This is a genomic window from Ferdinandcohnia sp. FSL W7-1320, assembly GCF_038050315.1.
Taxonomy (GTDB): domain Bacteria; phylum Bacillota; class Bacilli; order Bacillales; family Bacillaceae_L; genus Ferdinandcohnia; species Ferdinandcohnia aciditolerans.
Window position 1 is genome coordinate 4539153 of sequence record NZ_JBBPAM010000001.1, and the last position, 24725, is coordinate 4563877.

Below are 24725 nucleotides of genomic sequence, written 5' to 3' on the forward strand. Positions count from 1 at the left end.
AAAAAGAATAAGCAGTGTATAAGTTTATATATTTTTTATTCCAAAATGTAAGCGGTATCATAGGAAGGGGGGATTTAAGGAATTTAGCAACATTTTTCACCTATTATTTTCTTAATCTTAAAGTATATATTTAAGGGCGAGGCAACTTGTCCTACAAAGGAGGTTCTTATGAGAAAAATTGGTTTGCTTTCACAAATTTTAATTGCTTTTGTAATTGCTATTATTGTTGGTGCTATCGTTGGACCGAGTATTGAGGTTGTTAGACCTCTTGGTGACTTATTCTTGCGGATGATCAAGTTTATTATCGTTCCTTTAGTTTTAGCTTCCCTTGTAGTGGGTGTGGCTGGTACGGGAGACATCAAAAAAATCGGTCGTATGGGTGGAATCACATTCTTTTATTATATTTTAACCACTGCTTTTGCTGTCACCATTGGATTAATTCTTGCAAATATCTTTTCTCCAGGTAAAGGTTTAAATATTGATGCAACTGTTGACAAAGTCGAGCCGTCCGAGGCACCGGGGGTAATTGATACCTTGTTAAATATTATCCCCACTAATCCGATTGCTTCATTAGTAAACGGGGATATGTTGCAAATCATCTTCTTTGCCATCTTCCTTGGCCTAGCAATTACAATCTTAGGAGATAAAGCAAAAACGGTTTATAACTTCTTTGATGAACTTGCTGAAATTATGTATAAAATTACTGGTATCGTAATGAAATTGGCTCCAATCGGGGTTTTCGGTCTAATTGCACCAACTGTTGGAGAATATGGGGTTTCAGTACTCCTTCCACTTTTAAAGGTAATTGTAGTCGTTTATCTCGGATGTATACTTCACGCTATAATAACTTACTCAACCTCTGTTAAACTTTTCGCTAACATGAATCCACTTAAATTTTTTAAAGGAATTGCACCTGCTAGTCTAGTAGCATTCAGCACAACAAGTAGTTCAGGAACTCTGCCAATAACAATTAAGAACAGTGAAGAAAACCTTGGTGTTTCTAGAAAGGTAAGTAGCTTCGTTCTTCCGTTGGGAGCCACCATAAATATGGATGGAACCGCATTATATCAAGGGGTATGTGTGTTATTCATCGCACAGTTTTTCGGATATGATCTCTCATTCGCTCAACAGTTAACCATTGTACTAACAGCAACTCTTGCTTCAATTGGTACAGCAGGTGTACCAGGGGCTGGGTTGATTATGCTTACGATGGTTGTGACTTCAGTTGGACTTCCAGTAGAAGGTATTGCTCTCATTGCAGGAATTGATAGAATCCTAGATATGATTCGTACTTCTATAAATGTCACAGGGGATGCCTCCGCTGCTGTTGTAGTTAATGCGATTGAGGAAAAACGAGATATTAAAATATCAAATCAAGTAAGCGTATAATGACATATAGTGAAAAGAATAAGGTTGTTGGAGATTTGTATAGTAAATCTTCAACAACCTGTTTTTATAAGGCGGGGATTACATGACCAAAAAAACACTAGGTATATTGGGCGGAATGGGGCCGCTTGCCACTGTTGATTTAATGACTAAAATCATTGCATTAACACCTGCTCAAAAAGACCAAGATCACATTCATATGATTGTTGATAACTACCCACAAATACCGGACCGGACCGAAGCCATATTGGGTAAAGGTACGAGCCCCCTATCTTTTATGATTGATTCCGCAAAACGATTAGAAGCAGCAGGGGCAGATTTCATTGCAATAGCGTGCAATACTGCCCACTATTATGTAGATGACATTCAAGATTCAGTCAACATCCCGATAATGAGCATGCCTAAAGAAACTGTAAAATTCATAGACACAGCCGGCTTTAAAACAATTGCGTTGTTAGCTACCGACGGGACAATTTCAACTAATTTATACCAAGAGTCACTTCGAAAACGCGGATTTACTGTTGTGGTACCGGACAAACTTACACAAGTGAGCATCATGGAAGGAATTTATGCTGTAAAAAGTGGAGATCTTAACAAAGGAAAAAAACTATTCCTTCATGCATCGAAAACAGTCATCGAACAAGGGGCGGAAGCAATAATCGCAGCTTGTACTGAAATCCCGCTCGTGTTAAGTGAATTAGACGGTACTAGCCTGATAGACCCGACACAAATCTTAGCGAAAAAAATTGTAGAAGCCAGTATATAAACAAATAACATGAAATCTTAACCAAGCACCCTCCTCTACTTGTATCACAACTCTTTTGGTATGATAATGGGACAGAGGGACAGGTCCCGTGTCCCACCTTGAAAAGTTGGTCGGACACGGGCATTGTACCAAACATAATAAAGAGGTGTGTATTTGATGGAACAATTAATGTTTATTGAAACAGGAATGGGAATTGATGTTCATGGCCAGAACATTACGAAGGCAGCCGTTCGGGCCGTAAAAAATGCAATTCATTTTAATTCAATGCCAGGAATTCGATCTGTACTACCAGGCAATAGCTTAGACAATATGGTCGTGAACGTAAAGCTAGCGGTCCCTTGTGATAAAGAGGCATTGGATATCAATGCAGTTAAAGAGTGTATACCGTTTGGAAAAGTGTCAGTGGAAATTATGGATGGTGGAATGCTAACAACAAGTGGCATCGTCATCGAGGAAAAAGGCGATCAAAACGATTTAATGTACATAGTGGTTGCTTCAGTTGAAGTTGGGTACTAATGGGACACAGGGACAGGTCCACTGTCCCTCACCCAAAAAAGTGGATCAAGGGACCTGTCCCCTTGACCCACTTAATGTCTTCTTTTATAAACTATTTGTTTAGGTATGCCCAAGCGTATTGAGCGTAGAGCTCTGCTCCTGTGACCATTGCATCTTCGTCGATGTTGAATTTGCCGTGGTGGTGTGCCCATTGAGTGTCTTTTTCTGGATTACCTGAACCAACTAAGGCAAAGCAACCTGGGACTTCATCCAGGTAGAAACTGAAGTCTTCACCGCCCATTGTGGGCTTTTCTTCATAAAGTACTTCTTTTCCAAATGCTTCAGCTGCAACTTTCTGTACGAGCGTTGCACTTTCTTCACCATTAATGACAGCCTGTGTGCCACGGATATAGTCTACTTCAGCGCTTGCTCCGTAAATTGCAGCAACCTGTTCTGCATACACCTGGAGCTGCTTTTCAATATGATCACGAACTTCCGGATCAAAACAACGAACGGTTCCTTCAATTACTGCATTTTCAGCAATTACATTAAAGCGCGTGCCCACCGTCATTTTTCCAACCGTTAATACAGCTGATTTTTGAGGGTCAATCGTTCTTGAAACAACAGATTGAACATTCATCACAAAGGATGAGGCAACTATTGCGGCATCGATGCAATCCTGTGGAATTGCCCCATGTCCCCCTCTTCCTTTAAATTTCACCGTAAAAATATCTGCTGACGCGAACGAAGGTCCAGGGTTGCAGGACACTTTGCTTGTTGGCATTTGTGACCAAATATGCATTCCAAATACATTATCGACTCCCTCAACCGCTCCTTGTTTCACCATTTCTAAAGCGCCTGTTGCCACTTCTTCAGCCGGTTGGAAAATCAAGCGGACATTGCCTTGCAATTCCCCTTTTATGTCATTCAATGCCTTTGCAGCAATGAGAAGCATTGCAGTATGAGAATCATGGCCACATGCATGCATTTTGCCTTTTGTCTTAGAGACATATGGCAAATCCGAATTTAATTCTTCAACAGATAAAGCGTCCATATCCGCTCTCAATGCTACAGTTTCTCCTGGTTTTCCGCCCTTTATTTCTCCGATAACACCTGTCGGACTTGTTTTACGATACTCGATTCCTAGATCATCAAGATATTGTGCTACAAAAGCAGATGTGTTGTACTCTTCCCAAGACAATTCTGGCTCACTATGCAACTTCCTACGGATAGCTGTTAATTCTTCACTATAATGCTCGATTGCTTGTTTTACTTTTTCATTTACCATGCTATTCAACTCCATTTACATCATTATTTGCAGTTAAAAGGTTATTTAAGTTTTATAAAAATGATACAAATACTCCAGCTAGAATGACTGAAACGATTGTCACTGTAATAAATCCACCAACGAGCATCGGCGGTAACATATGACTAGTTAATACTTCTCTTTCTTTTTCATCCTTCGTCAATGAGTTAATAACTTCATTTGTGATAATATAATCAGCCGGAAAGCCATATAAGGCTGTTAGTGATACAGCAAATGCCATGTGTTTGCTGACTTTGAGTAATTTTCCTACGATGAATGAAAAAACATACATCCCGATCACGGCTAATCCAATTAAAACCACAAGAGGAGTTAAAATTTCAAGCATCATCCCAGGTGTTGCATTCTTGAGCCCATCAAAAACAAAAAGCATTAACCCCATAATCGCTAATCCGAATCCATTTGCCTTTTGTAGTGAGTGTGTTTCTAGGAAACCAATGCTCTTTCCGATAACCCCGAAGAGTAAGCACAGAACAAGAGCATTCACAGTCACAACCGGTGCTAATAAAGTTGAAACTAAATAAGCAAGATATCCAACAACTGCTAATCTCAAAAACTTGAAATATTCAGTATTATATTTTTCTGGAATTTTATCAATCCACTTAATCTTTGGAGCAATTTCGGAAGTTGCCGCAACTTCTGCTTTTACTTCTTCCACTTTTGAAAGCTGACCACTGCGATATTGCTGTAATAGTTTTTTTCCTTCTTTTTTCAAAACAATTGAAGTAATTGGGTATCCTGCAAAACCTTGCATTACATAGATCACAATCGCAAAAACAGATAAGCTTGTAAGTCCTGCATTCGCTGCACCTTCTGACATGATTAATGCCGAAACAAGGCCACCAACTAATGGTGGAATGGCTACGATTACTGTTTGTAAATCAAAAATTAATGTTCCTATTCCAAAAAGAATCGCAATAATTCCTAGAATACCAGATAAAGCTATTACAATTGTTTTCCACTGTGCCACTAATTCTTTAATTGATAACAATGTTCCCATATTTACAATTAAGAGATACATCAACATCGTAGCTACAACAGACGGTATTCCTGCTAATGCGACAATGTCTTGCGGAAAAAAAGTCCAATATCCTATTAAAAATAAGACTGCACACACAAACACGGATGGGATCCATGCTTTTGTTTTTATAGATATAAAGTCTCCGATAAAAAGTACAATAAGTAAAAGAACTAAAGCTAGCATTTGAGACATTATAAGTTCAACCCCTTTTTGTGTAAATTGTTATTATTTTTTAAATATAATAACATCTCAATGATAGAAATGAAAGATTTTTTTGAAAATAATTGAAATACCAAGTAATTACCAACTTATCATTCTTTTATTATCTTCATTTATTGTATGCGTTTACTATTTTAATATATATTTAACAAATCCCAACACCTCTTAAAAAAGAGTAAATGGTTGTTCTTAGTCATGGCATTCGTTCGGATTACTTTCAACCGATGAAGGACTTTACGGGCTCGAGCTCTGCTCATGCGGGACTTCATACACTCGATGAAGGACTCTACAAGCACGCACTTCGCTCCGTCGGGACTTCATCCACTCAATGAAGGACTCTATATGCGCGGGCTACGCTCAAGCATGACTCCATCCACTATGTAGAATTAGAAGATATATATTAATGCATAATGACACTATTTTTCACAAAAAAAAAGAGATTGGTTCATTGCCAATCCCTTTAAAATCAATAACTGTGTTCATTATTCAACAGGTGAAAGTTCGTCTTCGGTGACCCACATATGATTGTTTATCTTTTCTCCGGTAGCTTCATCGGTGAAATCCACCATATAAACAGTTGTTTGTTCTGCTGTATCAATGGTTGCCTTAGCACCTTTCATGCCTTTCATATGATCAGCATGTAACACAACTTCATCGCCTGGTTTATAAGGTTCAGCACCTGCAGTTTCAATTTCTTCGTGAACCACCCATTTATGATTTTCTACTGGTTCACCACCATTTGTTGGAGTATATGTAACTGAATAGACTGTTGTAGTGAAGGCTCCTGATACTGTTGCTTCAGCACCATTCATCCCTGGCATATGATCCGCATGCATGATCACTTTACTACCAACTGGATAGGTTGGATTTTCTGCCTCCTCTAAACCTTCCGGAACCTCGTCAGAACCTGAGTGATGCATACCTGAATGATCCATTTCCTTATTAGAATCAGATTCTCCTCTATTATTATCCATAATTTCATGAGTGTCAGATTCTGTATCCGCATTTTCATTAGGTGTTGTTGCTTCATTACCTGCACATGCTGCTAAAAGGAAAAACAACAATAATGAAGCTAATCCTAATAATCTTTTTTTCATCATTACCTTCCTTTCAAACTTATTTAATTGTCCATATTAAATTATCAATAAATTGTGCAGATTTTATACAGTCATCATAGAATTTAATTTCCTATTTTCAATACTAAATTCCACACCCCTTTTTTGTAAAAAAAAAGACCCATCCAGGTCTTTTATCTACTTCTAACAAGCAGTTCTACTGCTTCTTTTACTAGTTCTTCTGTATTTTCACCTTTTTCATCTGCTTCTCTTACACATGAAACGAGGTTCGAGCTTACAATCACACCAATTGTACGATCAACCGCAGTTCTTGCAGCAGATAACTGAGTAATAACATCCTTACAATCTTTATTCTCCTCCATCATCCTTAAAATCCCACGTAACTGACCTTCGATTCTTTTAATCCTATTTTTTGTTTTATCATCATATTTCATATAAATGCCTCATCTCTAATAGTTTAATGTATCGGTATGTGACCGCATATTTACGGCAAAATTTACGAGAATTGATTATTGAGTATCCACTTTCTTGAAATGCTTTCAGTCTTAAAATTCGTATGGCAACATTTTTCTCAAGTCTTGCTGATGCCACAACAGTTATTTCATAACAATGCCTTGCCAAATAAGCGAATTCTCGATTACAACTTTGTATGAAATATTATAGTCTCTTATATCTATAACCTCAATATTCGTAAATCAACTTTTAGTACATCTTCACAGTGTATTCCGATTAAAGGAAAATACCTTTTGTATAGTTCCCATACTATAAATAGTAGCAAAAGACTAAATAAAATCAAATGCTACTAACCTCATTCCTATAAAGTTGAATCACTATAAAATATCCATCCAAATCTTTACTGCAGTTGCAGTGATTAATACGGCAAGGATAATTTGTAAAACCTTTGTGTTCATCTTCTTCCCTGCGTTTGCACCAAGCGGTGAAGCAATTAAACTTGCCACGATCATGATTACTGCTGGAAAATAATCAATTTGTCCTGTCGTGATTTTTCCTACAGTAGAACCAATTGATGAAATAAATGTAATCGCAAGTGAAGATGCGATTGTCATTCTAGTAGGAATTTTTAAGACAACGAGCATAATCGGAACGAGTAAAAATGCGCCGGCTGCTCCAACTATCCCCGCACCTAACCCTACGATAAAAGCAAGTATAGCAGCTAACCACTTATTAAACATCACTTGATCAAACGGAGTATCGTCAACATTCTTTTTCGGAATGAACATCATGATAGCAGCAATTAACGCTAATATTCCATAGACAACGTTAATACCACCTTCTGACATATATTTAGAGCCAAATCCCCCAACAAAACTACCTACTAAAATACTAATTCCCATATAGAGAATAAGTGTTTTATTTAAATAACCACCCTTACGATAAGCCCAGACACCGCCGATTGTTGCAAAGAATACTTGAACAGCACTGATTCCTGACACCTCATGAGCACTAAAAGCTGCTAATCCAAATAGAGGCGGAATATATAATAGCATTGGATATTTAATGATAGATCCACCGATTCCTAACATTCCAGAGATATATGAACCAATAAAACCAATTAAGAAGATTGTAATAATGAATGCAAAATCCATCGTATTTCCCCCATTCTATAGAAAAGGGAACCCAATAATGGTTCCCTAGACATATTCATTAACGTACTGCACAACGATTTGGTCCGATTTCCATTTCACGTTGTTTTTCATCATCAGGAGAAATTTTCCCCATATTTGTTTCACGAATCTCTTGATATGCATTTGGTTGTGGTGGTAGATTTTCTGTTACGATTTTTCTAAATTCTGCTTCTTCCTTAATATTCAGACCGTGGTTTTTTGCAAATAGTGTTCCAAGTTTTTCAGATACACTTCCATCTTCATTTAATTCGTCAATAATCATGAAGTGAGCTGGTAAAACCACAAGATCATCAGACAACTCCCTATAACGGTTATAAAGAGTTTCTCTTAGGTCCCCTACCCAATCCTGCGCTAAACCAGCAAGGTCCGGTCTACCGATTGAATCGATGAACAGAATATCTCCAGAAAGTAAGAACTTCTCATCTACAACGAAAGAAGTAGAACCAATTGTGTGACCTGGAGAATACAAGGCATGAATATTTATTGTCGTATTACCAATTGTCACGTCTTGACCACCTTCTAGAGCCGTGTATTCAAACGTTACTTCTGTAGCATCTTTTGGTGGTAACCAGTAAGTTGCATTTGTGGCTTCTGCGATTTTTCGTCCTCCTGAAATATGGTCAGCATGTAAGTGAGTATCAAATACATGTGAAATTTTTGCACCCTTACTCTCGGCAAAATCAAGGAAGATATCAGTCATACGAGTTGCATCGATAATCGCTGCTTCACCGTTTGATATAACCATGTAAGACAGACAGCCTTTTCCGATACGAACGAATTGATAAATTTCTCCGCCATCATTTAATTCACCCACTTTAACTGGCTCTAAATGCTCACTCCAAGCCTTCATACCACCTTTAAGGTATGATACTGTAAGTCCAGCTTCAGAAAGCATATTGGCTACCATGACAGATGAACCTTCTTTAGCACACACAACTAAGATTTCCTTATCTTTTGGCAGCTTTTCTAGGATTTCCTCAACCCCATCTAGTAGTTCAAAGTAGGGAATGTTTAAATAGTCGAAGTTTTCACCTTCAATTTTCCAATCGTTAAAATCATTTTCGTTACGAACGTCTAAGATAAACAATGAATCTTTATTAAACACTTTTTTCGTAACATCTTTTGCAGTCATTATGTGAATAGTCATTTCTCAAATTACCCCCTATGGTATATTTTTGATTAAAAAAATTTATACTTCTTATTTTGTAATACTTGTTGTGTTACCTGCCCAATTGCTCATTCCAGGTACGACATTCTTTACGTTCACAAATCCATTTTCAGTTAATTTTTGTGATGCTAAATCACTTCGACTACCAGTACGGCAAATCACATAAATCTCTTTCTCTTTACTTAATTCAGCATATCTATCTTCTAATTCTCCTAATGGAATAGAGATTGCGTCAGGAATGTGACTAAATGCATATTCAGCAGCTTCACGTACGTCAAGAACAAGAATATCCTTTCCTGAAGAAATAGTAGCCTCCAGTTCTTCGTTTGATACTACATGAGGATGTTTTTTCTCTGCTACTTCTTCACCGCTAGCTTTACGAATATAATGTTTCAGTACATCACCTTCTTCGATCGTACCAAGGTATTGATGTCCCGTACCCTCAGCCCATGCTTTAAGATCTGCTTTTGAACCCTTATCAGTTGCTTGGACCTCTAGAACCTGACCGCCCTCTAGATTATTCATTGCTTTTTTCGTTTTCACGATTGGCATTGGGCATGCTAAGCCTTTTGCATCTAATACAGAATTTGTTTTTAATGATTCCATTTATATTCCTCCCAAATATTCGTCAAGTAGACATATATGCAATGATTGCATATATGTCATGATATCTATCGCCTTTACCCACGAAGGTATTCTTACATCAAAAAAATTATTCTACTTTACCTTCCCAAGCGAGCATGCCACCTTCCATGTTGATCACTTTGAACCCTTGGCCTTCAAGGAATTGTGAAGCTCTGCCACTTCTACCACCTGAACGACAAACCATTACATACTCCTTTGACTTATCTAGTTCATGCATACGGAATTCAATTAAACCTAATGGGATATTCACTGCTCCAGGAATTTTACCTTCTTTCACTTCGTCCACTTCACGTACATCAATAATATTTAATGTTTTTCCTTCTGTTAAAATTTCTTCAACTTCTTTTGTAGTTAACTGTTTCATGGTTATTCCTCCTAAAATAGATTATCTCCAGGCGCTTACTCCGCCTTTTACATTTGTAATATTCTTAAAGCCCATTCTCTTAAGTTGTTTACTCGCTTTTTGACTTCTCATGCCACTTTGGCAAATGACAACGACCTCTTTTTCCTTTGAAAGTTCAGTTGCTTTTTGACCAAGTTGATGAAGCGGCATATTTTTAAATCCGTTAATATGGAACCCTTTGTACTCTCCAGGAGTACGAACATCAATAAATTGTTTATCTTTATTTTTAAGTTCATTCTTTAATTCAGTTGTGGTTATATTTCGAACACCTTTAGTAGGTATCAAACGTTGTACGATAAAAATGGCAATTAGTGCAATTAGAATGTAATTGATATAATCCATTTTTTCAGCCTCCTGTTTTGTTAGGAAATTTTATTTGTGTTACCCTTTTTTAATATAAAACTTTAATACTCCATCTTCTTCTTTTGAATCGATTATTTCGTGTCCAGTAGATGAAGCCCAAGCAGTTAGATCATTTTTTGCTCCTTTATCCGTTGCAAGTACTTCTAGGACTTGACCTGACTCTAATCCGTCAATTGCTTTCTTTGTTTTCACGATTGGCATTGGACACGCTAAACCTTTTGCATCTAAAACTTGATCAATATTCATATTACATACCTCCAAGTATTTTGTTTTTACCATTACCCCTATGGGTATATTATTATCGAAAATAAAAATGGGCGTCAACCCGATTTTTCGTATCAATTAACAATGATCACAAGACTTATAATATACCCCTAAAGGTATTTTGTCAACACCTTATTAGTCATTCATTTATTTATGCACAACCACTTTTTTTATAAAAAAGATAGGGTTTAGAATATCCTAAATCCCTACCATTCAATTTTAGAGTGGAGATTATTTAAAATTATACTCAGTTACTATTTTTTCTCGACCTGTAACTACATCATTAAAGTATTCATAAAGATTAACACCTAAATAGGATCCCGAAATATTGTATACATTCTCATATCCTAAATGCTGTAAGGCCAACACCATATTATAACTTCTTTGACCAGAACGACAGTGAATATAGACAGGTTGGTCTTTTGGAATTTCATCTAACCTGTTCCTGAATTCACTTAATGGGATATTGACCGCATTATTAAAATGGCCTGCTTTATATTCACCTTTTTCTCGAGCATCCACAATAAACGCATTGTTTTCAACTAATCCTCGAACTTGCGAAACTTTTACTTCTTTATATCTTCCTTGAAGTAGATTTAAACCAACTAAAGCTGCGTGATTTACGACATCCTTAGCCGTTCCAAGCATTGGAGAATAGGTCAGTTCAAGCTCCTTCAGATCTTCCAGTGTTCCGTTCATCGTTATCATAGTTGCGATGACGTCGATTCGTTTATCTACATTTCCTTTTCCGATTGCTTGTGCACCCAGAATTCGACCTGCTGGGTATTCAAAAATTAATTTAAAGTGCATTGGATTACTATTTGGCATTAGTCCTACTTTATCCCCTGGCATGAGATAAACATAGTCATACTGAATTCCTGCTTGTTCAGCTACTTTCGCATTTATTCCAGTAGAAGCAGCATTTAATTCAAAAAGATGGATGGATGATGACCCAATTACCCCTATATTTTTACTTGGAATTCCGTACATATGGTCAGCGGCCGCTCTTGCTTGCTTCTGAGCCGGGCCAGCTAATGCTAAACGTGTTGGCTTGCGTAATAAGCGATGGTACACTTCTATAGCATCACCAACGGCATAAATATCTTTATCACTTGTTAAATAATTGTGATCAACCTTAATTGCACCCGTTTCACCAATCTCAAGTCCCGCTTCTGTAGCCAGACTAGTTTCAGGTCTTACACCAATTGCTAAAACAACTGCCTGTGCCTCAATTTTTTTACCTGAATTGGTTGTGATGAATCCATCACCGATTTTAGCTAATCCATCATCTAGAACAAGTTTTACACCGTGATCTGCCATTTCTTTATGAAGAATTTGTGCCATATCGTAATCAAAAGGTGCCATAACTTGATTAGCAAACTCAACTAAAGTGACATTATAGTCGGCTAATTTTAGGTTTTCCGCAACCTCTACTCCGATAAAGCCACCGCCAATAACTGCAATATCTTTAATTCCGTTATGCTTAATATATTGATCAATTCTCTCGATATCTACCACATTACGGACCGTAAATACATTGGAATTGTTAATCCCTTCGATGTTTGGACGAATTGGTTTCGCCCCAGGAGAAAGGACTAATTTATCATACTTTTCTTCATAAGTTGTATCCTTCATTATATCTTTTACCGTGATCGTTTTCTTATCGCGGTTTATTTGGATAACCTCTTGATGAACCCTAGCCTCAATATTATAACGATTTCTAAACATATCAGGAGACATTAAAACTAGTTTTTCACTATCTTCGACAATACCGCTTAAGTGATAAGGTAACGAACAGTTCGAAAAAGATACGTGAGGACCCTTTTCAAACATGATAACCTCTGCACTTTCATCTAATCTTCTAACTCTCGCAGCAACAGAGGCACCACCAGCGACTCCACCAACAACTAATACTCTTTTTGACATAGATATGATCCCTCCGTGTTTAATTTACTACCTATATCTTACCTGAAAATCCTGTGATTATTTAGTTGAAGAATGAAGAATACATCCTTAACTCTCATTTACCCTCCACGGGTATATTAATGCGTTTTTTTTTTGCAGCGAGGAACCGCTCACTGCAAGTAGTAAATCATTAGAAAGTTAATGTTGGTGACGCATCTTTTGCGTATTCTAGGAACGTTACGGCTCCTCCAACCTCAATACCATCAACGAAATCATCTTTAGTTAGTCCCATAACATCCATTGTCATTTGGCAAGCAATAAACTTCACACCTAATTCTTGTGCCATTTCAACTAATGCTGGAATACCTGGTACATTTGCTTTTGAGAAACCTTCTGCAAAATGTTCTTTCCCTGCTGGCATTTCTAATGCATGCATTCCTTGTTTATGGATTAGATTTAAACCTTCAAATGTGAAAAAGATTGCAACCTCTTTATCCGAAGCCGCCGCTGCAGTTGCGATATTAAATACCTTATAAGCATCAAACATTCCACCGTTTGCTGCAATAATTGCTACTTTATTTGACATATTATATTCCTCCAATAACATTTTTTTATTATATTCGCTCCACTCGGTTCACCTAGTAGAACGAAGTATATACTTTTTAAAAACGCCTCATCAAATACCCCACTAGGTATACATACAGTTAAAAAAATAGTCTTAATTGAAAATCACTACATGTGTAATGATATACCCCACAGGGTAAAATGTCAACCCGTCCTTCTTAATTATTTTTAAAGTTAACTATCTCCCTGACTCGCACCTTATTCTTCAACAAAAAAGATACCCCGAACCATGATTAGTCCGAGGGTACATTTAAATCTAGAGAACTACAATATTTTGCAATCAGGCTATCAATAGCCTTTGATACATCATGTAAAATCGTTATCCATTTTTCACTTAATGTTTGACTTAAGCCAATATGGAACTTTACCTCATCAGGCTCCACTCCTATGAGATAACCCTTTATTGAACTTTTTTGTTGATACAAGGCTTGAAACAAGTGAAAGTTATGCGCTGATATATCTAAATTTTGATATTCATGTAAATTGGCAAGAGGAAAAACAGTAACATCTCCTGTTTTTTTTCCTGAATATACAGCATCCACAATAATTACAAAAGTAGCTTTCATGATTAGGTCCAAGCTGTAATCAATATCTGATTCTCCAATCAAGAAAGACACATGAGATGTAGGGTTCTGCTTGGATAGTTCCTCAGTTAGATAAATTCCAATGCCATCATCCATCATTAATCGATTGCCAATTCCTAAAACGATTATATTCTCCATTAAAACACCTTTATCGTTTTTACTTGTTTTCCTGGACTATATACATGAGTCGCACATGACATACACGGATCAAAGGAACGAAGGATTCTGCCAATCTCTGCTGGTTTATCTGTATTCTGAATCGGTGTACCGACTAATGCTTCTTCAGCAGTACCTCGATACCCATTATTATCTTTAGTTGAAAAATCCCAGGTGGAAGGTGTAATGATTTGATAGAAGGAGATTTTTTTATCTTGAATCTTTAACCAATGACCAAGTGCCCCTCTCGTTGTATCAACTAATCCTCTTCCAGATGCCGATTCTGGAAGAGCATATTTTTTTTGCACATCCACCCCTGGAATAATTTGCTGAAGTAATGTCTTCATAATTTCTGCAATTTTCTTTGCTTCTAGCGCTCTGGCAATCGTTCGGTCCATTGCGGAGATTCCGTTGTTATACTCTCCACTTAAGATTAATCGTGCCAACGGTCCTACCTCAAAGGGCAGACCATTATATCTTGGCGCCTTCACCCAAGAATATGCCTCACTTTTATCCATATCTGGCTCTGTCAATGCTTCAGCTGGTTCATTGGTGTTATTCATTGAATTAAAATAAGAATAATCTACTTTTTCTTGAATTTTATTTTCGTCAAATGGCTCGATTGTTTCCATAGTCGATACAAGCGGATCGACATATAATGTGCCCAATTCTTTATAATGATTAAAAGCACCGTATGTTAAAAGATTGCCATATCCTCCGCCTAAACGAAAATAGTCCGGATAATATCGTGCAATGTCATAGACATCTGGAATCATTTTTTCATCAATGAACCGAATAATCTTCCCTAAAATAGAATCGATATGAACAACTTGCTCTGCTGTTGCCTGCGTCGTGATTCCTCCAATAAACACCCCATGATTATGAGGAGCTTTACCTCCTAAAACAGCTAACATCTCGTGTGCTAGACGACTGAATGTGAGGGAATCAAAATAATGCTGTGATATCCGGTCATTGATATTTATAGGTAATCGAAAATCATCATGGTCCGTCTCTAAAAGAGAGTTTTGTTCAATTTTCACAAAATCAGGAACAGTGTATTGATAAAAATGGCGAATATGGTTTTGTAAAAACTCACAACAATGAATGATATCTCGTAAGTATTTCCCCTGTTCCATTGGTTCTATTTGTAAAGCATCTTCTAAAGCATGCGATGAGGCGATTGAATGTGCTGCAGAGCAAATACCGCAAATACGTTGAGTAAAATAAACGGCATCGAACGGACTTCTACCTACTAACATTTGTTCAAAGCCTCTAAATAGATTTCCTTTTGTTTTGACATCAACGACTTGATTCTGATCAATCATCACATCAATTTCCATAAAGCCGCTAATTCGGGTCAACGGATTAATGACAATTCGCTTACTCATTCTTCACCACTCTTGTTGTGTCATAGCTAATGAATGGCGCCATGGCATCTGGAAAACCAAACTGGGCGCAACCAATGCATGGCGTATTAGCTCCTATCGGCCAATTTACATGACCGTTCCATTGCCTTGTTGGACAATCCACTCTCGTCACTGGCCCTCGGCATCCGAGCTTAAATAAACAAGTTTTATCCCCTAATTTTTCAGCAAAGATCCCCCGGTCAAAAAATGGTCGTCTTGGACAGCGGTCATGGATAAGTGTGCTATAGAACATTAAAGGACGGTCTAAGTTATCTGTTTCTGGCTCACCGTATAATAAAAGATGCGCTAAAGTCCCTAGGAACCAATCCGGATGAACCGGACACCCCGTAAGTTTAATTACATTTTTGTCAGGCAGAACCTGTTGTAGCCCCACCGATTGGGAAGGATTTGGCTTTGCTGCTGAGACCCCACCATCTACGGCACAAGCCCCAACTGCTAAAATATGTGAGGCTTTTTCTCCGAGCATCTTAGCTGCTTGAAGACCTGTAAGAGGCTTTCCTTGCCAACTACCGATAATATTGTATAAACCATTATTTTTTAATGCGACAGCTCCTTCCACTGCTAAAATATACTCTTCCTCCATTGCCTTCATTAGCTTGTCGATAGCCAACTCACCTTCAGCAGCCATTAAACTATTCGAATACCGAAGATTCACCATCGAATTCAACGTATACTCAAAGTCGGGATTTTGCCCGTTTAATAAGGAAATGATATTCCCAGAACAACCATTTAATTCTAAGTAAATGAGGTTTTTTTTCTTAATAATCCCCTTATTCAGGCTTTCCAAAGCATCACCTGTTAACCTTGCCGCAATAGCTTCATTTGTTAATGACTCTGGTGGCAATACTTGTTCTTTCATCAAACCAGCCTCCCTACAATAGGTAGTGTTGCTAAGATTGATTGTTGCCCAGCATGACACGATGCGAATTCCTTTGTATAGTCTTTACCCGCAATTAATCCAAAATGGGTAGCTGCTGCCCATGCCCGGTTATTTGTCACATCATAGACGATGCCATTCACCGCAACATAAGCTGGCCTCCCATTTTTTCCTGTAAATGTGGACAATTCTTCAATGGTAAACGTGCGTTGATTCGATTGGGACATTGGTGTAGGTAAAGGTGTAATTGGAGGAATTTGTGCTTGATTTCCATTTCCTGTTGGATTTTGAGTATATGGTTGTGCAGGTAAAGTAGGATGATTGGAATTTGCTTCTTTTGCGAGCCATTCACTAAGAAAATGAATCGTTGATAGTGCATCCCATAACCGCTGAAGAATTTGCGGCTTCAGAGAATTGTCACTCAATGTTGATAACGTGTAGATATCTTGACGGGCTTGAGTAACAAGAAAATTCAATTGCATTCTTATGATTTCGATGTTTCTCATGGTGTTCTCCCCTTTTGACCATTTCCCCCTATCCTATGCATACCTATAAAAATGATTAACAAATCCTAGGTAAAAGCTGACCAGACAACCGATTAAGTCTTCTAGTTGTACCAACAGATGTCTTTAAAAGCAGTTTCCCTGTTTGAACATGACATGATGTAATCTGACCAATTTCACTTGCATCCTTTCCTAATTCATGGTTCTGCAATATTTCAAGGGCCTTTTGTTTTTCATTTGAATCAACGATGATAACTACTTTCCCTTCATTTGCAAGATAAAGAGGATCATAGCCTAAAATATCACATGCACCTTGAACATCTTTACGTATTGGCAGAGAATATTCATCGATTTCAACTGTAAAATGAAAATCTTCACATAGTTCAACTAGCGTTGTAGCTAACCCGCCTCTAGTCGGATCGCGCATGATCCGAATCCCGTTGATTTTTGTCAAGAGTTCTTGAATTAGGTGGTTTAACGATGCACAATCACTCTTAACATCTGTCAGTAACCCAAGCTCGTTACGTGCACTCAAAATCGCGACCCCATGATCGCCGATTGTACCGCTTACGATTACAGAGTCTCCTTCTTGAATCATTTCAGGCTTCAATCGATGCTGTTTTTGGATCACACCGATTCCAGTCGTATTAATAAATAAGCCATCCACACTCCCCTTTTCGACTACCTTTGTGTCACCAGCAATGATGTTAACCCCAGCTTTTTCTGCTTCTCCCGCCATCGTATGAACAATCTCTTTTAGACTTTTAATTGGAAACCCTTCTTCGATCATAAATCCAGCTGTTATCGCATGTGGAATAGCCCCACTTACAGCTAAATCATTGACTGTACCATTTATCGCAAGCTTTCCGATATTCCCCCCCGGAAAGAATAGAGGCTTTACTACGTAACTATCTGTTGTGACAGCGATGGTTTGTGATGAAATGGTAAGAATCGCAGAATCAAACTGTGTTTGCTCAGAATGTCCAAATGCTCGGATAAAAATGTCTTGTATGAGTTTGTGGGTTAATTCTCCACCTTCTCCATGGGCTAGACTAATTCGCTGCACTAGGTATTACACCTCCCTCATGAATTGATAATGGGCCGCACAGGTTCCTTCTGACGATACCATACAAGGACCAATCGGATTTGAAGGAGTACAACCTTTATTAAACAGTACACACTCTTCTGGTGTAATCAATCCCCGCACAATTTCACCACAGCGGCATTTGGTTACTCTCGGCTCCCCTATCGAAATAGTAAACTTCTTTCTTGCATCATATTGGGCATATCGTTCTTTTAACACTAAGCCGCTTTTAGGAATCGTTCCCATTCCTCTCCAAGCTTCATCATCTGCTTCTAAATATTCTTCTAGTAACTTTTGTGCAACCACGTTCCCCGTATCACTTACAACATATGTATAATCATTGATAATCTTAACCTTTGTTTCCAACTGAAGATGCAGCAGCTTATAAATCGCACTTAGCAATTGAACAGGTTCAAAACCGGTAATGACACCCGACATACCAAATTCCTCCGCTAAATAACGATAGCTTTGTTTTCCTAAGACAACGGAAACATGACCAGGCAAAAGAAAACCATCGAGTTTCACATCATCTTCAGAACTAAGGAGTGCTCTTAACACGGGTTCGACCAATTTTGTTGTCATCCATACTGAGTAGTTTTTTAACTCCTTACTCGCTGCATCGCGTACCGCAAGTGCAAGAATCGGAATGGTTGTTTCAAATCCAATCCCTAAAAAAACGACTTCCTTATCTGGATTTTCTTCTGCTATTCTCACACTATCCAATGGAGAGTAAACCACTCTAATATCCTTTCCTTCGGTTTTGGCCTTCATTAACGTAGCTTTGGAACCGGGCACACGCATCATATCGCCAAATGTACAAAGAATGGTGTTAGGTTCTTCAGATAATTGAATCATCGCATCAATTGACTTCTGATCTGTGACACAAACAGGACAACCCGGCCCTGCAATCAACTGTACATACTCTTTCAATCTCGTTTTTATTCCTGTTTTTGCTAAAGCCATCGTATGTGAACCACATACTTCCATGAAAACTGGAACTCTGCCTTTTTCTTCTTTAAACCTTTTTGCTAAATCGATAACTGCTTCAACTGATTTACGAGTTAAGGTCGGTTCTGAAAAAAGCTCCATGTTTGCCATCTAACACATTCCTCCATTCTTTTATACTCTCTGTAGCAAATTCCTCATTTACGATCGTCATGGCCTGCCCCGCATGGAGTAAAACATAATCATCAATCCTAACCTCTGGAACAAAAAAGATCCCAACATACATCCTCGAACCCATTACATCAACTAGTGCTCTTTGCCCTTCTATTTCAATGACTTTCGCCGGTACTCCTAAGCACAAAGGATTTCACCACCTTCCTATTCTTTTATCAGCCATTTACCTGATGAGCAGCAATGATGATTTGACCTAAAGACAGGCCTCCATCGTGACAAGGAACATGTCTATGTGTATAGACGTTAAATCCCTCTTTTTGAAGACCTTTCTGAATCTCATTGGCAAGAAATACATTTTGAAACGAGCCCCCAGACAGTACGACCTTTCTATTTAATTCCGGTCTAGTAGTAACTAGTTTTAGGACCATCTGAATACAACTAGACACCAATGTGTTATGAAACTTTTGGATGATTTTAGGAATGGATAGTTGTTGAAATTTGTCTTGAATGATTTGATAAATCATCGGAGATAAGTCTAGTTGAAGTTGATTTGGATTGTGTGTGTTTAGATGATATGAATACATCTCACTTGTATTTTCAAGCTCGATCTTGTTCATATAATCAGATACTTTGATCGCAGCCTCTCCTTCATACGTTGAAATCGAACATATACCGAGAATGGCACTAATGGCGTCAAATAAACGGCCGCATGTTCCAGCCAAAGGCGTATTCATCCGATGGACGATCATTTTTTCGATAATATCTATTTCTTTTACTCTCTCAGGAAAAAGCTTTTTACATAATTCTTTTCCCTCTTGTGGCCAATAATGCAGCAACATCCCTACTGCATTTCTCCATGGTTCTTTGACGGCTTTTTCTCCACCAGGAAGGGGCGTGTATGTGAGGTAAGCCAACCGTTCAAAAGACGTTGCATCCCCATATAGAAATTCAAACCCCCAAATATGTTGGTCTTCACCATATCCTGTACCATCTAAGATGATTCCTAGACAAGGTTTGTTAAGACCGTTATCTTCCATACAGGATACATGGTGTGCATGATGGTGTTGAATGGTGATAATGTTACGATTGAGTTTTTTTGCGATTGAAGTAGTTGTGTAGAGTGGATGTTTGTCGACGGCTAGCTTCACATCTTTAACCTTTAAAAAAGCTTTATAATGTTGGAGCTGTTCTTCAAAGGCGGCAATCATCTCTTCATTTTCTAAATCACCTATATGAGGACTCATGACAATGTGATTCTGTTTTCCGACGGAGAATGTATTCTTTTGATTTCCTCCCAGTGCGATTATCTGATCCACATTGGATGTAGTTTTGAATGGCTCCGGAGCATAGCCTCTTGCACGACGTACAAATATCGTATTTTCTCCATCACATTGAACAACTGAATCGTCAATTGGAAATTCGATTTTACGGTTATGAGTTAAGATATAATCACATATGTTTTCAAAATAATTTAATTGATCATCTTTATAAAAAATGGGAAGACCAGACGAATTCGCGCTCGTCATTACCATACAGTCTAGCTTACTATCTTTAAATAAAAGGTGATGTAATGGAGTATAGGGAAGCATCACTCCAATCGTCGTTAATCCGGGAGAAATAGTTTGTGGTAATACTCCATCTCTTTTTTTCTGCAAGACAACAATTGGCATCTCAGGACTCGTTAAGAGCTTTTCTTCTTTACTGGAAATATGACAAATAGCACGTGCCACCTCTAGAGACTTGACCATGATAGCTAGAGGTTTCTGTGGTCGCTTCTTTCTAAGCCTTAATTGGTCAACTGTCTTCTCTTGATATGCATCACAAGCTAAATGAAAGCCGCCGATTCCTTTAATTGCAATAATTTTTCCTTGTTTGAATAGGTCAACTGTTTGGCTGATCGCTGTTTGGTTTTCAGCCAACGCTTCCCCACTTTGGTTATAGAGCATAACAGTAGGTCCACAAACGGAGCAACAAATAGGCTGAGCATGATGACGTCGATTTGATGGTTCTTCATACTCCACTTGGCAATCTTGACACATCGTAAATTCCTTCATCGTCGTATTTGGACGATCATATGGAAGGCGCTCAATAATCGTATAGCGTGGTCCGCATTGGGTGCAATTAATGAATGGATATTGAAAACGTCGGTTAGATGGGTTGTTCATTTCTTCTAAACAATTCTCACAAATGGATGCGTCACTAGGGATCCAGGGAATAGAACCTCCGTTTTTGCGGCTGGGGATAATGGTAAATTGTTTATAATTGGTGCGTGGAATTTGATGGATGTTGATCTCATTAATTTTCGCCAATTTAGGTGGATTCCTCTTGATTTCATCCACCATTTTTTCTAACTGGCCCTCCTCTCCTTCAGCCAAAATGATGACACCATCAAAATTATTTTGAACCGTACCATGAAGTTGAAATTTTTGTGAAAGAGCGTAGATAAATGGACGAAAACCAACTCCCTGCACCCTGCCTTTCACGATTATTTTTATTGCTTTGCACATTGACGATAAGCATCCTTTATCCAATTGATCCATTCTTTCATCCCTTCACCTGTTTTTGCGGATAATGCCTTCAATTTCGCTTCTGGGTTAATTTCGTTTAAGTTTCTTTTCGCTTTTTCTAGATTGAAAGATACATAAGGTATAAGGTCAATTTTATTAATGATCGTGACATCTGTCCGTCTAAACATGACAGGATATTTCGGAATTTTATCATTTCCCTCAGGTACACTCAAAATCACAATTTTATAATCTTGTCCTAAATCATAACCAGATGGACAAACTAAGTTCCCAATGTTTTCGATAAAAAGAATATCAATGGAGTCTAGTTCAAATTCTGGTAATGTTTTCGTAATCATTCTTGCATCAAGATGACAGCCCCCTACCGTATTGATTTGAACGGTTTTGACTCCCAGTGAACGTAATCGTTCTGCATCCAGTTCCGTTGCTAAATCGCCTTCTATCACAGCCATCTGAAATTCATTCTGTAAGGCTTTAATGGTTTCTTCAAGTAAAGTCGTTTTACCCGCTCCTGGAGAGCTCATTAAATTAATGACAAGCATATGGTTTTTCTTAAACATTTCTCTATTGAAGGCAGCTGCCAAATTTTGATCTTTTAGCACATCTTCTTGTAGCATGATTTTCACTGTTCATCACATCCTTCATATGATTCGACCCTAAATGTTTCACCAGAGATGAGTAAACAATTAGGTAGTCTGCACTTTGGACACAGTGCCAATCTATAATCGGGTGTAAACTCAAACATACATGTTTGACATTTTGCTTTCGCTTTCTCACGTATAATATGTAATTCCGTTGTTTCATCAAGAATCTCTAACCCTTGTTTTTGAAAATAGTAAAATGCTAACTCAAGAGCATCAGGCAGTACATTAGATAAATCACCCACAATCACATCGATCTTATCCACTTTGCGAAAGCCCTGTAATCTAGCATCTTCGGAAACTATCTTAATAACCTCCGACATAAGCGACATTTCATGCATCCTTCACACACCTTCAGTTGTAATCTCTCTTAAATGTTTATGCATATCTTTAGTAAAAAGAACACTGTGGGACAGAGGTTCCCTGTCCCAGTTCCCAATATATGGTGGGACGAGGGACCTGTCCCTGTGACCCAGATGAATTAATTTGTTAAGCCACCTGCTACGATATTTCCTTTATAGAAAACGGCTTTTCTTTCGGAGCGTCTAGCAATTGTTTCTGCCGAACAGCTTGAATCAACTAAAATCATATTCGCTTCTACTGCTGGTTTTGGCCAAATTTGATTGCCCTCTCGATCTAATGGTGTTATTCCTCCCGTGATAAAACGTAAAGCCTGGGATAGTGCAACCTCATTCGTCCAGCGGTATTTTTCAAGTAACCGTCCTGCTCTCTCAAGAATATCCCCATTCCCTGTTGGCCACCATGAATCAAAGATATTATCGTTTCCAACAGCCACATCAACCCCACATTCATCAAGAAGATCGACAGGGACTCCTCTACCAATCGGAAGACTCGTAATGATTGAAATACCCGCGTCTTTTAAGATATAAGCCATTTCACGCGCTTCTTCTTTTGAGACATCACCTAATCCAAAGGCATGACTCACTGCAACTCTTCCCTCCCAACCAGCTTGCTTTGTTAAATATGCAAGGCGTTTCATGGTAAAGGTGCCCAAATGACCAGGATCATGTAGATGTAAATCAATATCAACATTTCCTTCAACAGCTATATCGAGTAACTGGACCAATGATTCCTCGATATTATTATCTACCGTCGCTGGGTCTACAGAGCCAACTATTCCTGCACCGTTTCTTACGGCTTCCCTCATTAATTGTACGGTTCCATTCTTAAGCAACCCGTGCTGTGCGAAAGCTACAACCTCTGAACTTACTTTATCGGCATATGTTTCAAGCGCTTGAATCACACCTTCTAGGTTTTGGAGTTGCACTTCAGGGTAGATATCAACATGCGTTCTCACATGCGTAGAGCCTGCAGATAATAAGACATCTAACAATCTTTGAGCACGAGTCTTTGTACTGGAAGGCATCGAAGCTAAAATATTCTTTTCAATTTCACATCGCTCTAGTACACCTGCAGCAGGGGTACATGCCTTCCATTTTTCACCCATATACGTTTTATCCAAGTGAACATGCTTTTCAACGAATGAAGGAAGCAGTAGCAACCCCATTCCATCCTTAACTTTTACATCACCCGGTATAGGCTCATTTGAGTCTACAATCCTACTAATTTTCCCATCTTCAATAACTAGATGCTTTATCTCCGTTTCTGTGCCCGTTACGATTCCATTTTCTTTTTTATAACCCGTTTCTAATCTTACGTTTTTTAACCAGTAACCCATTATTTAATGATCTCCTCTCTTTTTTTAACTTGTATGTATTCTTGATTCAAAGTAAAAAGGCATTCTTTATCTATACATGCCTTTCTACCATTTTCACTATTTTCATTATAATCGCAAGTTTTTTATAATTACTACCTCATTTGTTTAGAAATGTTCAAGGAGCCTTCCACTCAGAGAAGACTCACAAGGTTTATGGTTATTCATGCATCTCTCTTTTATCCTTTTCAAACCAGCCGAATGCAACTTCCGCTTGAATGACTTCATTATTCGGCGACACTAAAAATATCATAAAGGATCCGCCAGGCGGAAAGATAAATTTCCCATCTTCATCACTGGCCAAAGTACTTTGCGGAGGTACAATCCGTCTAAATGCCATTACCCCTCTTGTTGGAAATCCTTTAACAAATTCAGCATATGCAATTTTCACTGCGGGTTTTGGAAGCGGAGAGAGGGCTGTGTTCGCGGGCGTGACATTAGTTGATAGTCTTGGCTTGCCAGGCGGGATAGGGTTAAACCAAATTTCAGCTTCAAAAGGTTGGTTGGAATGATTAGTTATGGTGAACGCATTTACAAATAAATTAACATCGGATTTAATCGGGTTAACTAAGCTTCCCCATGCATTCTTTCCTTTTCCAAATCGAATATGTTCGGTTTGTCCAACAAAATATCTTCCCTCTAAGGATTGATACAATGGATTAGGTATGTTGATCGCTTTATTGAATCTGTCTTCGTTAAACATGAAATTCACTCCTTTCTAAAATCCACATCTATTTTTCAAGAAATAGGAACCTTACTTCCTATTAAG

Annotated in this window: 27 protein-coding genes; 3 read left to right on the forward strand and 24 right to left on the reverse strand. The window is 38.2% G+C overall.

Translation table 11 applies throughout. The features are described 5' to 3' along the window. The first annotated feature begins 168 nt into the window (after positions 1–168). From NST91_RS22085 to NST91_RS22095, 3 genes are all read left to right on the forward strand, one after another. Complete coding sequence (locus NST91_RS22085; RefSeq protein WP_341332864.1) at positions 169–1389, forward strand: dicarboxylate/amino acid:cation symporter; 1221 nt, start codon at positions 169–171, stop codon at positions 1387–1389. 82 nt (positions 1390–1471) lie between these two features. Then, positions 1472–2152 carry a cysteate racemase gene (gene cuyB, locus NST91_RS22090; protein ID WP_341332865.1) on the forward strand — a complete coding sequence of 227 codons (681 nt, stop codon included), beginning with the start codon at positions 1472–1474 and terminating at the stop codon, positions 2150–2152. 156 nt (positions 2153–2308) lie between these two features. Beyond that, the gene (locus NST91_RS22095) at positions 2309–2668 is read left to right on the forward strand and encodes a Lin0512 family protein (RefSeq protein WP_341332866.1); all 360 of its coding nucleotides are present in this window, start codon (positions 2309–2311) and stop codon (positions 2666–2668) included. Positions 2669–2759: 91 nt separating this feature from the next. Here NST91_RS22095 and NST91_RS22100 read toward each other — a convergent pair whose 3' ends face one another. The 24 genes from NST91_RS22100 to NST91_RS22215 form a co-directional block, all read right to left on the reverse strand. Continuing rightward, positions 2760–3935, reverse strand: a complete 1176-nt coding sequence (locus NST91_RS22100; protein ID WP_121446900.1) for an amidohydrolase — start codon at positions 3933–3935, stop codon at positions 2760–2762. A gap of 52 nt (positions 3936–3987) precedes the next feature. Next, on the reverse strand, positions 3988–5184 hold the full coding sequence (locus NST91_RS22105) for a hypothetical protein (RefSeq protein WP_341332867.1): 1197 nt from the start codon (positions 5182–5184) through the stop codon (positions 3988–3990). A gap of 509 nt (positions 5185–5693) precedes the next feature. Beyond that, a complete protein-coding gene (locus NST91_RS22110) occupies positions 5694–6311 on the reverse strand; it encodes a YdhK family protein (RefSeq protein ID WP_445724499.1) in 618 nt (205 codons plus the stop codon). A gap of 149 nt (positions 6312–6460) precedes the next feature. Beyond that, positions 6461–6721, reverse strand: coding sequence for a metal-sensitive transcriptional regulator (locus tag NST91_RS22115; RefSeq protein ID WP_341332869.1), 261 nt, complete (start codon positions 6719–6721; stop codon positions 6461–6463). A 396-nt stretch (positions 6722–7117) separates the two neighbouring features. Continuing rightward, entirely contained in the window at positions 7118–7894 is a 777-nt protein-coding gene (locus NST91_RS22120; protein ID WP_341332870.1) for a sulfite exporter TauE/SafE family protein, read from the reverse strand. A gap of 58 nt (positions 7895–7952) precedes the next feature. Continuing rightward, entirely contained in the window at positions 7953–9080 is a 1128-nt protein-coding gene (locus NST91_RS22125) for an MBL fold metallo-hydrolase (protein WP_341332871.1), read from the reverse strand. A gap of 51 nt (positions 9081–9131) precedes the next feature. Further along, entirely contained in the window at positions 9132–9707 is a 576-nt protein-coding gene (locus tag NST91_RS22130; protein ID WP_341332872.1) for a sulfurtransferase TusA family protein, read from the reverse strand. Between the two features lie 106 nt (positions 9708–9813). Next, positions 9814–10110 (reverse strand): rhodanese-like domain-containing protein, encoded by a 297-nt coding sequence (locus NST91_RS22135; protein WP_341332873.1) that lies wholly within the window; start codon positions 10108–10110, stop codon positions 9814–9816. A gap of 21 nt (positions 10111–10131) precedes the next feature. Continuing rightward, the gene (locus NST91_RS22140; protein ID WP_304219568.1) at positions 10132–10491 is read right to left on the reverse strand and encodes a rhodanese-like domain-containing protein; all 360 of its coding nucleotides are present in this window, start codon (positions 10489–10491) and stop codon (positions 10132–10134) included. A 39-nt stretch (positions 10492–10530) separates the two neighbouring features. After that, the gene (locus NST91_RS22145) at positions 10531–10758 is read right to left on the reverse strand and encodes a sulfurtransferase TusA family protein (RefSeq protein WP_341332874.1); all 228 of its coding nucleotides are present in this window, start codon (positions 10756–10758) and stop codon (positions 10531–10533) included. 249 nt (positions 10759–11007) lie between these two features. Continuing rightward, the gene (locus tag NST91_RS22150) at positions 11008–12702 is read right to left on the reverse strand and encodes an FAD-dependent oxidoreductase (RefSeq protein WP_341332875.1); all 1695 of its coding nucleotides are present in this window, start codon (positions 12700–12702) and stop codon (positions 11008–11010) included. A 169-nt stretch (positions 12703–12871) separates the two neighbouring features. Continuing rightward, positions 12872–13267: a DsrE/DsrF/DrsH-like family protein gene (locus NST91_RS22155; RefSeq protein ID WP_341332876.1), complete on the reverse strand. Its 396-nt coding sequence runs from the start codon at positions 13265–13267 to the stop codon at positions 12872–12874. A 271-nt stretch (positions 13268–13538) separates the two neighbouring features. Next, the gene (locus NST91_RS22160) at positions 13539–14027 is read right to left on the reverse strand and encodes a hydrogenase maturation protease (protein ID WP_341332877.1); all 489 of its coding nucleotides are present in this window, start codon (positions 14025–14027) and stop codon (positions 13539–13541) included. Next, positions 14027–15433 (reverse strand): nickel-dependent hydrogenase large subunit, encoded by a 1407-nt coding sequence (locus NST91_RS22165; protein WP_341332878.1) that lies wholly within the window; start codon positions 15431–15433, stop codon positions 14027–14029. The genes NST91_RS22160 and NST91_RS22165 overlap by 1 nt, the downstream gene beginning before the upstream one ends. Next, entirely contained in the window at positions 15426–16331 is a 906-nt protein-coding gene (locus NST91_RS22170) for a hydrogenase small subunit (RefSeq protein WP_341332879.1), read from the reverse strand. The genes NST91_RS22165 and NST91_RS22170 overlap by 8 nt, the downstream gene beginning before the upstream one ends. Next, complete coding sequence (locus tag NST91_RS22175; RefSeq protein WP_341332880.1) at positions 16331–16855, reverse strand: cytochrome b5 domain-containing protein; 525 nt, start codon at positions 16853–16855, stop codon at positions 16331–16333. The genes NST91_RS22170 and NST91_RS22175 overlap by 1 nt, the downstream gene beginning before the upstream one ends. A 55-nt stretch (positions 16856–16910) precedes the next feature. Continuing rightward, positions 16911–17918, reverse strand: coding sequence for a hydrogenase expression/formation protein HypE (gene hypE, locus NST91_RS22180; RefSeq protein WP_341332881.1), 1008 nt, complete (start codon positions 17916–17918; stop codon positions 16911–16913). A 6-nt stretch (positions 17919–17924) separates the two neighbouring features. Further along, positions 17925–19034: a hydrogenase formation protein HypD gene (gene hypD / locus NST91_RS22185; RefSeq protein WP_341332882.1), complete on the reverse strand. Its 1110-nt coding sequence runs from the start codon at positions 19032–19034 to the stop codon at positions 17925–17927. Further along, positions 18991–19242 carry a HypC/HybG/HupF family hydrogenase formation chaperone gene (locus NST91_RS22190; protein WP_341332883.1) on the reverse strand — a complete coding sequence of 84 codons (252 nt, stop codon included), beginning with the start codon at positions 19240–19242 and terminating at the stop codon, positions 18991–18993. The genes hypD and NST91_RS22190 overlap by 44 nt, the downstream gene beginning before the upstream one ends. A gap of 28 nt (positions 19243–19270) precedes the next feature. Next, positions 19271–21562 (reverse strand): carbamoyltransferase HypF, encoded by a 2292-nt coding sequence (gene hypF, locus NST91_RS22195; RefSeq protein WP_341332884.1) that lies wholly within the window; start codon positions 21560–21562, stop codon positions 19271–19273. Further along, entirely contained in the window at positions 21547–22206 is a 660-nt protein-coding gene (gene hypB, locus NST91_RS22200; protein ID WP_341332885.1) for a hydrogenase nickel incorporation protein HypB, read from the reverse strand. The genes hypF and hypB overlap by 16 nt, the downstream gene beginning before the upstream one ends. Beyond that, complete coding sequence (locus NST91_RS22205; RefSeq protein ID WP_341332886.1) at positions 22203–22553, reverse strand: hydrogenase maturation nickel metallochaperone HypA/HybF; 351 nt, start codon at positions 22551–22553, stop codon at positions 22203–22205. Before NST91_RS22205 ends, hypB begins: the two co-directional genes overlap by 4 nt. 149 nt (positions 22554–22702) lie before the next feature. After that, on the reverse strand, positions 22703–23920 hold the full coding sequence (locus NST91_RS22210; protein ID WP_341332887.1) for an amidohydrolase: 1218 nt from the start codon (positions 23918–23920) through the stop codon (positions 22703–22705). Between the two features lie 196 nt (positions 23921–24116). Next, positions 24117–24659 (reverse strand): DUF6143 family protein, encoded by a 543-nt coding sequence (locus NST91_RS22215; protein ID WP_341332888.1) that lies wholly within the window; start codon positions 24657–24659, stop codon positions 24117–24119. Positions 24660–24725 lie beyond the last annotated feature (66 nt).

Coding starts and splice junctions, on each gene's coding strand:
- hypD (WP_341332882.1), bottom strand. CDS start 19,034: ATGGCAAACATGGAGCTTTTTTCAGAACCGACCTTAACTCGTAAATCA.
- NST91_RS22120 (WP_341332870.1), bottom strand. CDS start 7,894: ATGGATTTTGCATTCATTATTACAATCTTCTTAATTGGTTTTATTGGT.
- cuyB (WP_341332865.1), top strand. CDS start 1,472: ATGACCAAAAAAACACTAGGTATATTGGGCGGAATGGGGCCGCTTGCC.
- NST91_RS22105 (WP_341332867.1), bottom strand. CDS start 5,184: ATGTCTCAAATGCTAGCTTTAGTTCTTTTACTTATTGTACTTTTTATC.
- NST91_RS22145 (WP_341332874.1), bottom strand. CDS start 10,758: ATGAATATTGATCAAGTTTTAGATGCAAAAGGTTTAGCGTGTCCAATG.
- NST91_RS22215 (WP_341332888.1), bottom strand. CDS start 24,659: ATGTTTAACGAAGACAGATTCAATAAAGCGATCAACATACCTAATCCA.
- NST91_RS22150 (WP_341332875.1), bottom strand. CDS start 12,702: ATGTCAAAAAGAGTATTAGTTGTTGGTGGAGTCGCTGGTGGTGCCTCT.
- NST91_RS22110 (WP_445724499.1), bottom strand. CDS start 6,311: ATGATGAAAAAAAGATTATTAGGATTAGCTTCATTATTGTTGTTTTTC.
- NST91_RS22100 (WP_121446900.1), bottom strand. CDS start 3,935: ATGGTAAATGAAAAAGTAAAACAAGCAATCGAGCATTATAGTGAAGAA.
- NST91_RS22155 (WP_341332876.1), bottom strand. CDS start 13,267: ATGTCAAATAAAGTAGCAATTATTGCAGCAAACGGTGGAATGTTTGAT.
- NST91_RS22165 (WP_341332878.1), bottom strand. CDS start 15,433: ATGAGTAAGCGAATTGTCATTAATCCGTTGACCCGAATTAGCGGCTTT.
- NST91_RS22135 (WP_341332873.1), bottom strand. CDS start 10,110: ATGAAACAGTTAACTACAAAAGAAGTTGAAGAAATTTTAACAGAAGGA.
- NST91_RS22210 (WP_341332887.1), bottom strand. CDS start 23,920: ATGGGTTACTGGTTAAAAAACGTAAGATTAGAAACGGGTTATAAAAAA.
- NST91_RS22085 (WP_341332864.1), top strand. CDS start 169: ATGAGAAAAATTGGTTTGCTTTCACAAATTTTAATTGCTTTTGTAATT.
- NST91_RS22140 (WP_304219568.1), bottom strand. CDS start 10,491: ATGGATTATATCAATTACATTCTAATTGCACTAATTGCCATTTTTATC.
- NST91_RS22095 (WP_341332866.1), top strand. CDS start 2,309: ATGGAACAATTAATGTTTATTGAAACAGGAATGGGAATTGATGTTCAT.
- NST91_RS22160 (WP_341332877.1), bottom strand. CDS start 14,027: ATGGAGAATATAATCGTTTTAGGAATTGGCAATCGATTAATGATGGAT.
- NST91_RS22170 (WP_341332879.1), bottom strand. CDS start 16,331: ATGAAAGAACAAGTATTGCCACCAGAGTCATTAACAAATGAAGCTATT.
- hypF (WP_341332884.1), bottom strand. CDS start 21,562: ATGTGCAAAGCAATAAAAATAATCGTGAAAGGCAGGGTGCAGGGAGTT.
- NST91_RS22205 (WP_341332886.1), bottom strand. CDS start 22,553: ATGTCGCTTATGTCGGAGGTTATTAAGATAGTTTCCGAAGATGCTAGA.
- NST91_RS22175 (WP_341332880.1), bottom strand. CDS start 16,855: ATGAGAAACATCGAAATCATAAGAATGCAATTGAATTTTCTTGTTACT.
- NST91_RS22130 (WP_341332872.1), bottom strand. CDS start 9,707: ATGGAATCATTAAAAACAAATTCTGTATTAGATGCAAAAGGCTTAGCA.
- NST91_RS22125 (WP_341332871.1), bottom strand. CDS start 9,080: ATGACTATTCACATAATGACTGCAAAAGATGTTACGAAAAAAGTGTTT.
- NST91_RS22115 (WP_341332869.1), bottom strand. CDS start 6,721: ATGAAATATGATGATAAAACAAAAAATAGGATTAAAAGAATCGAAGGT.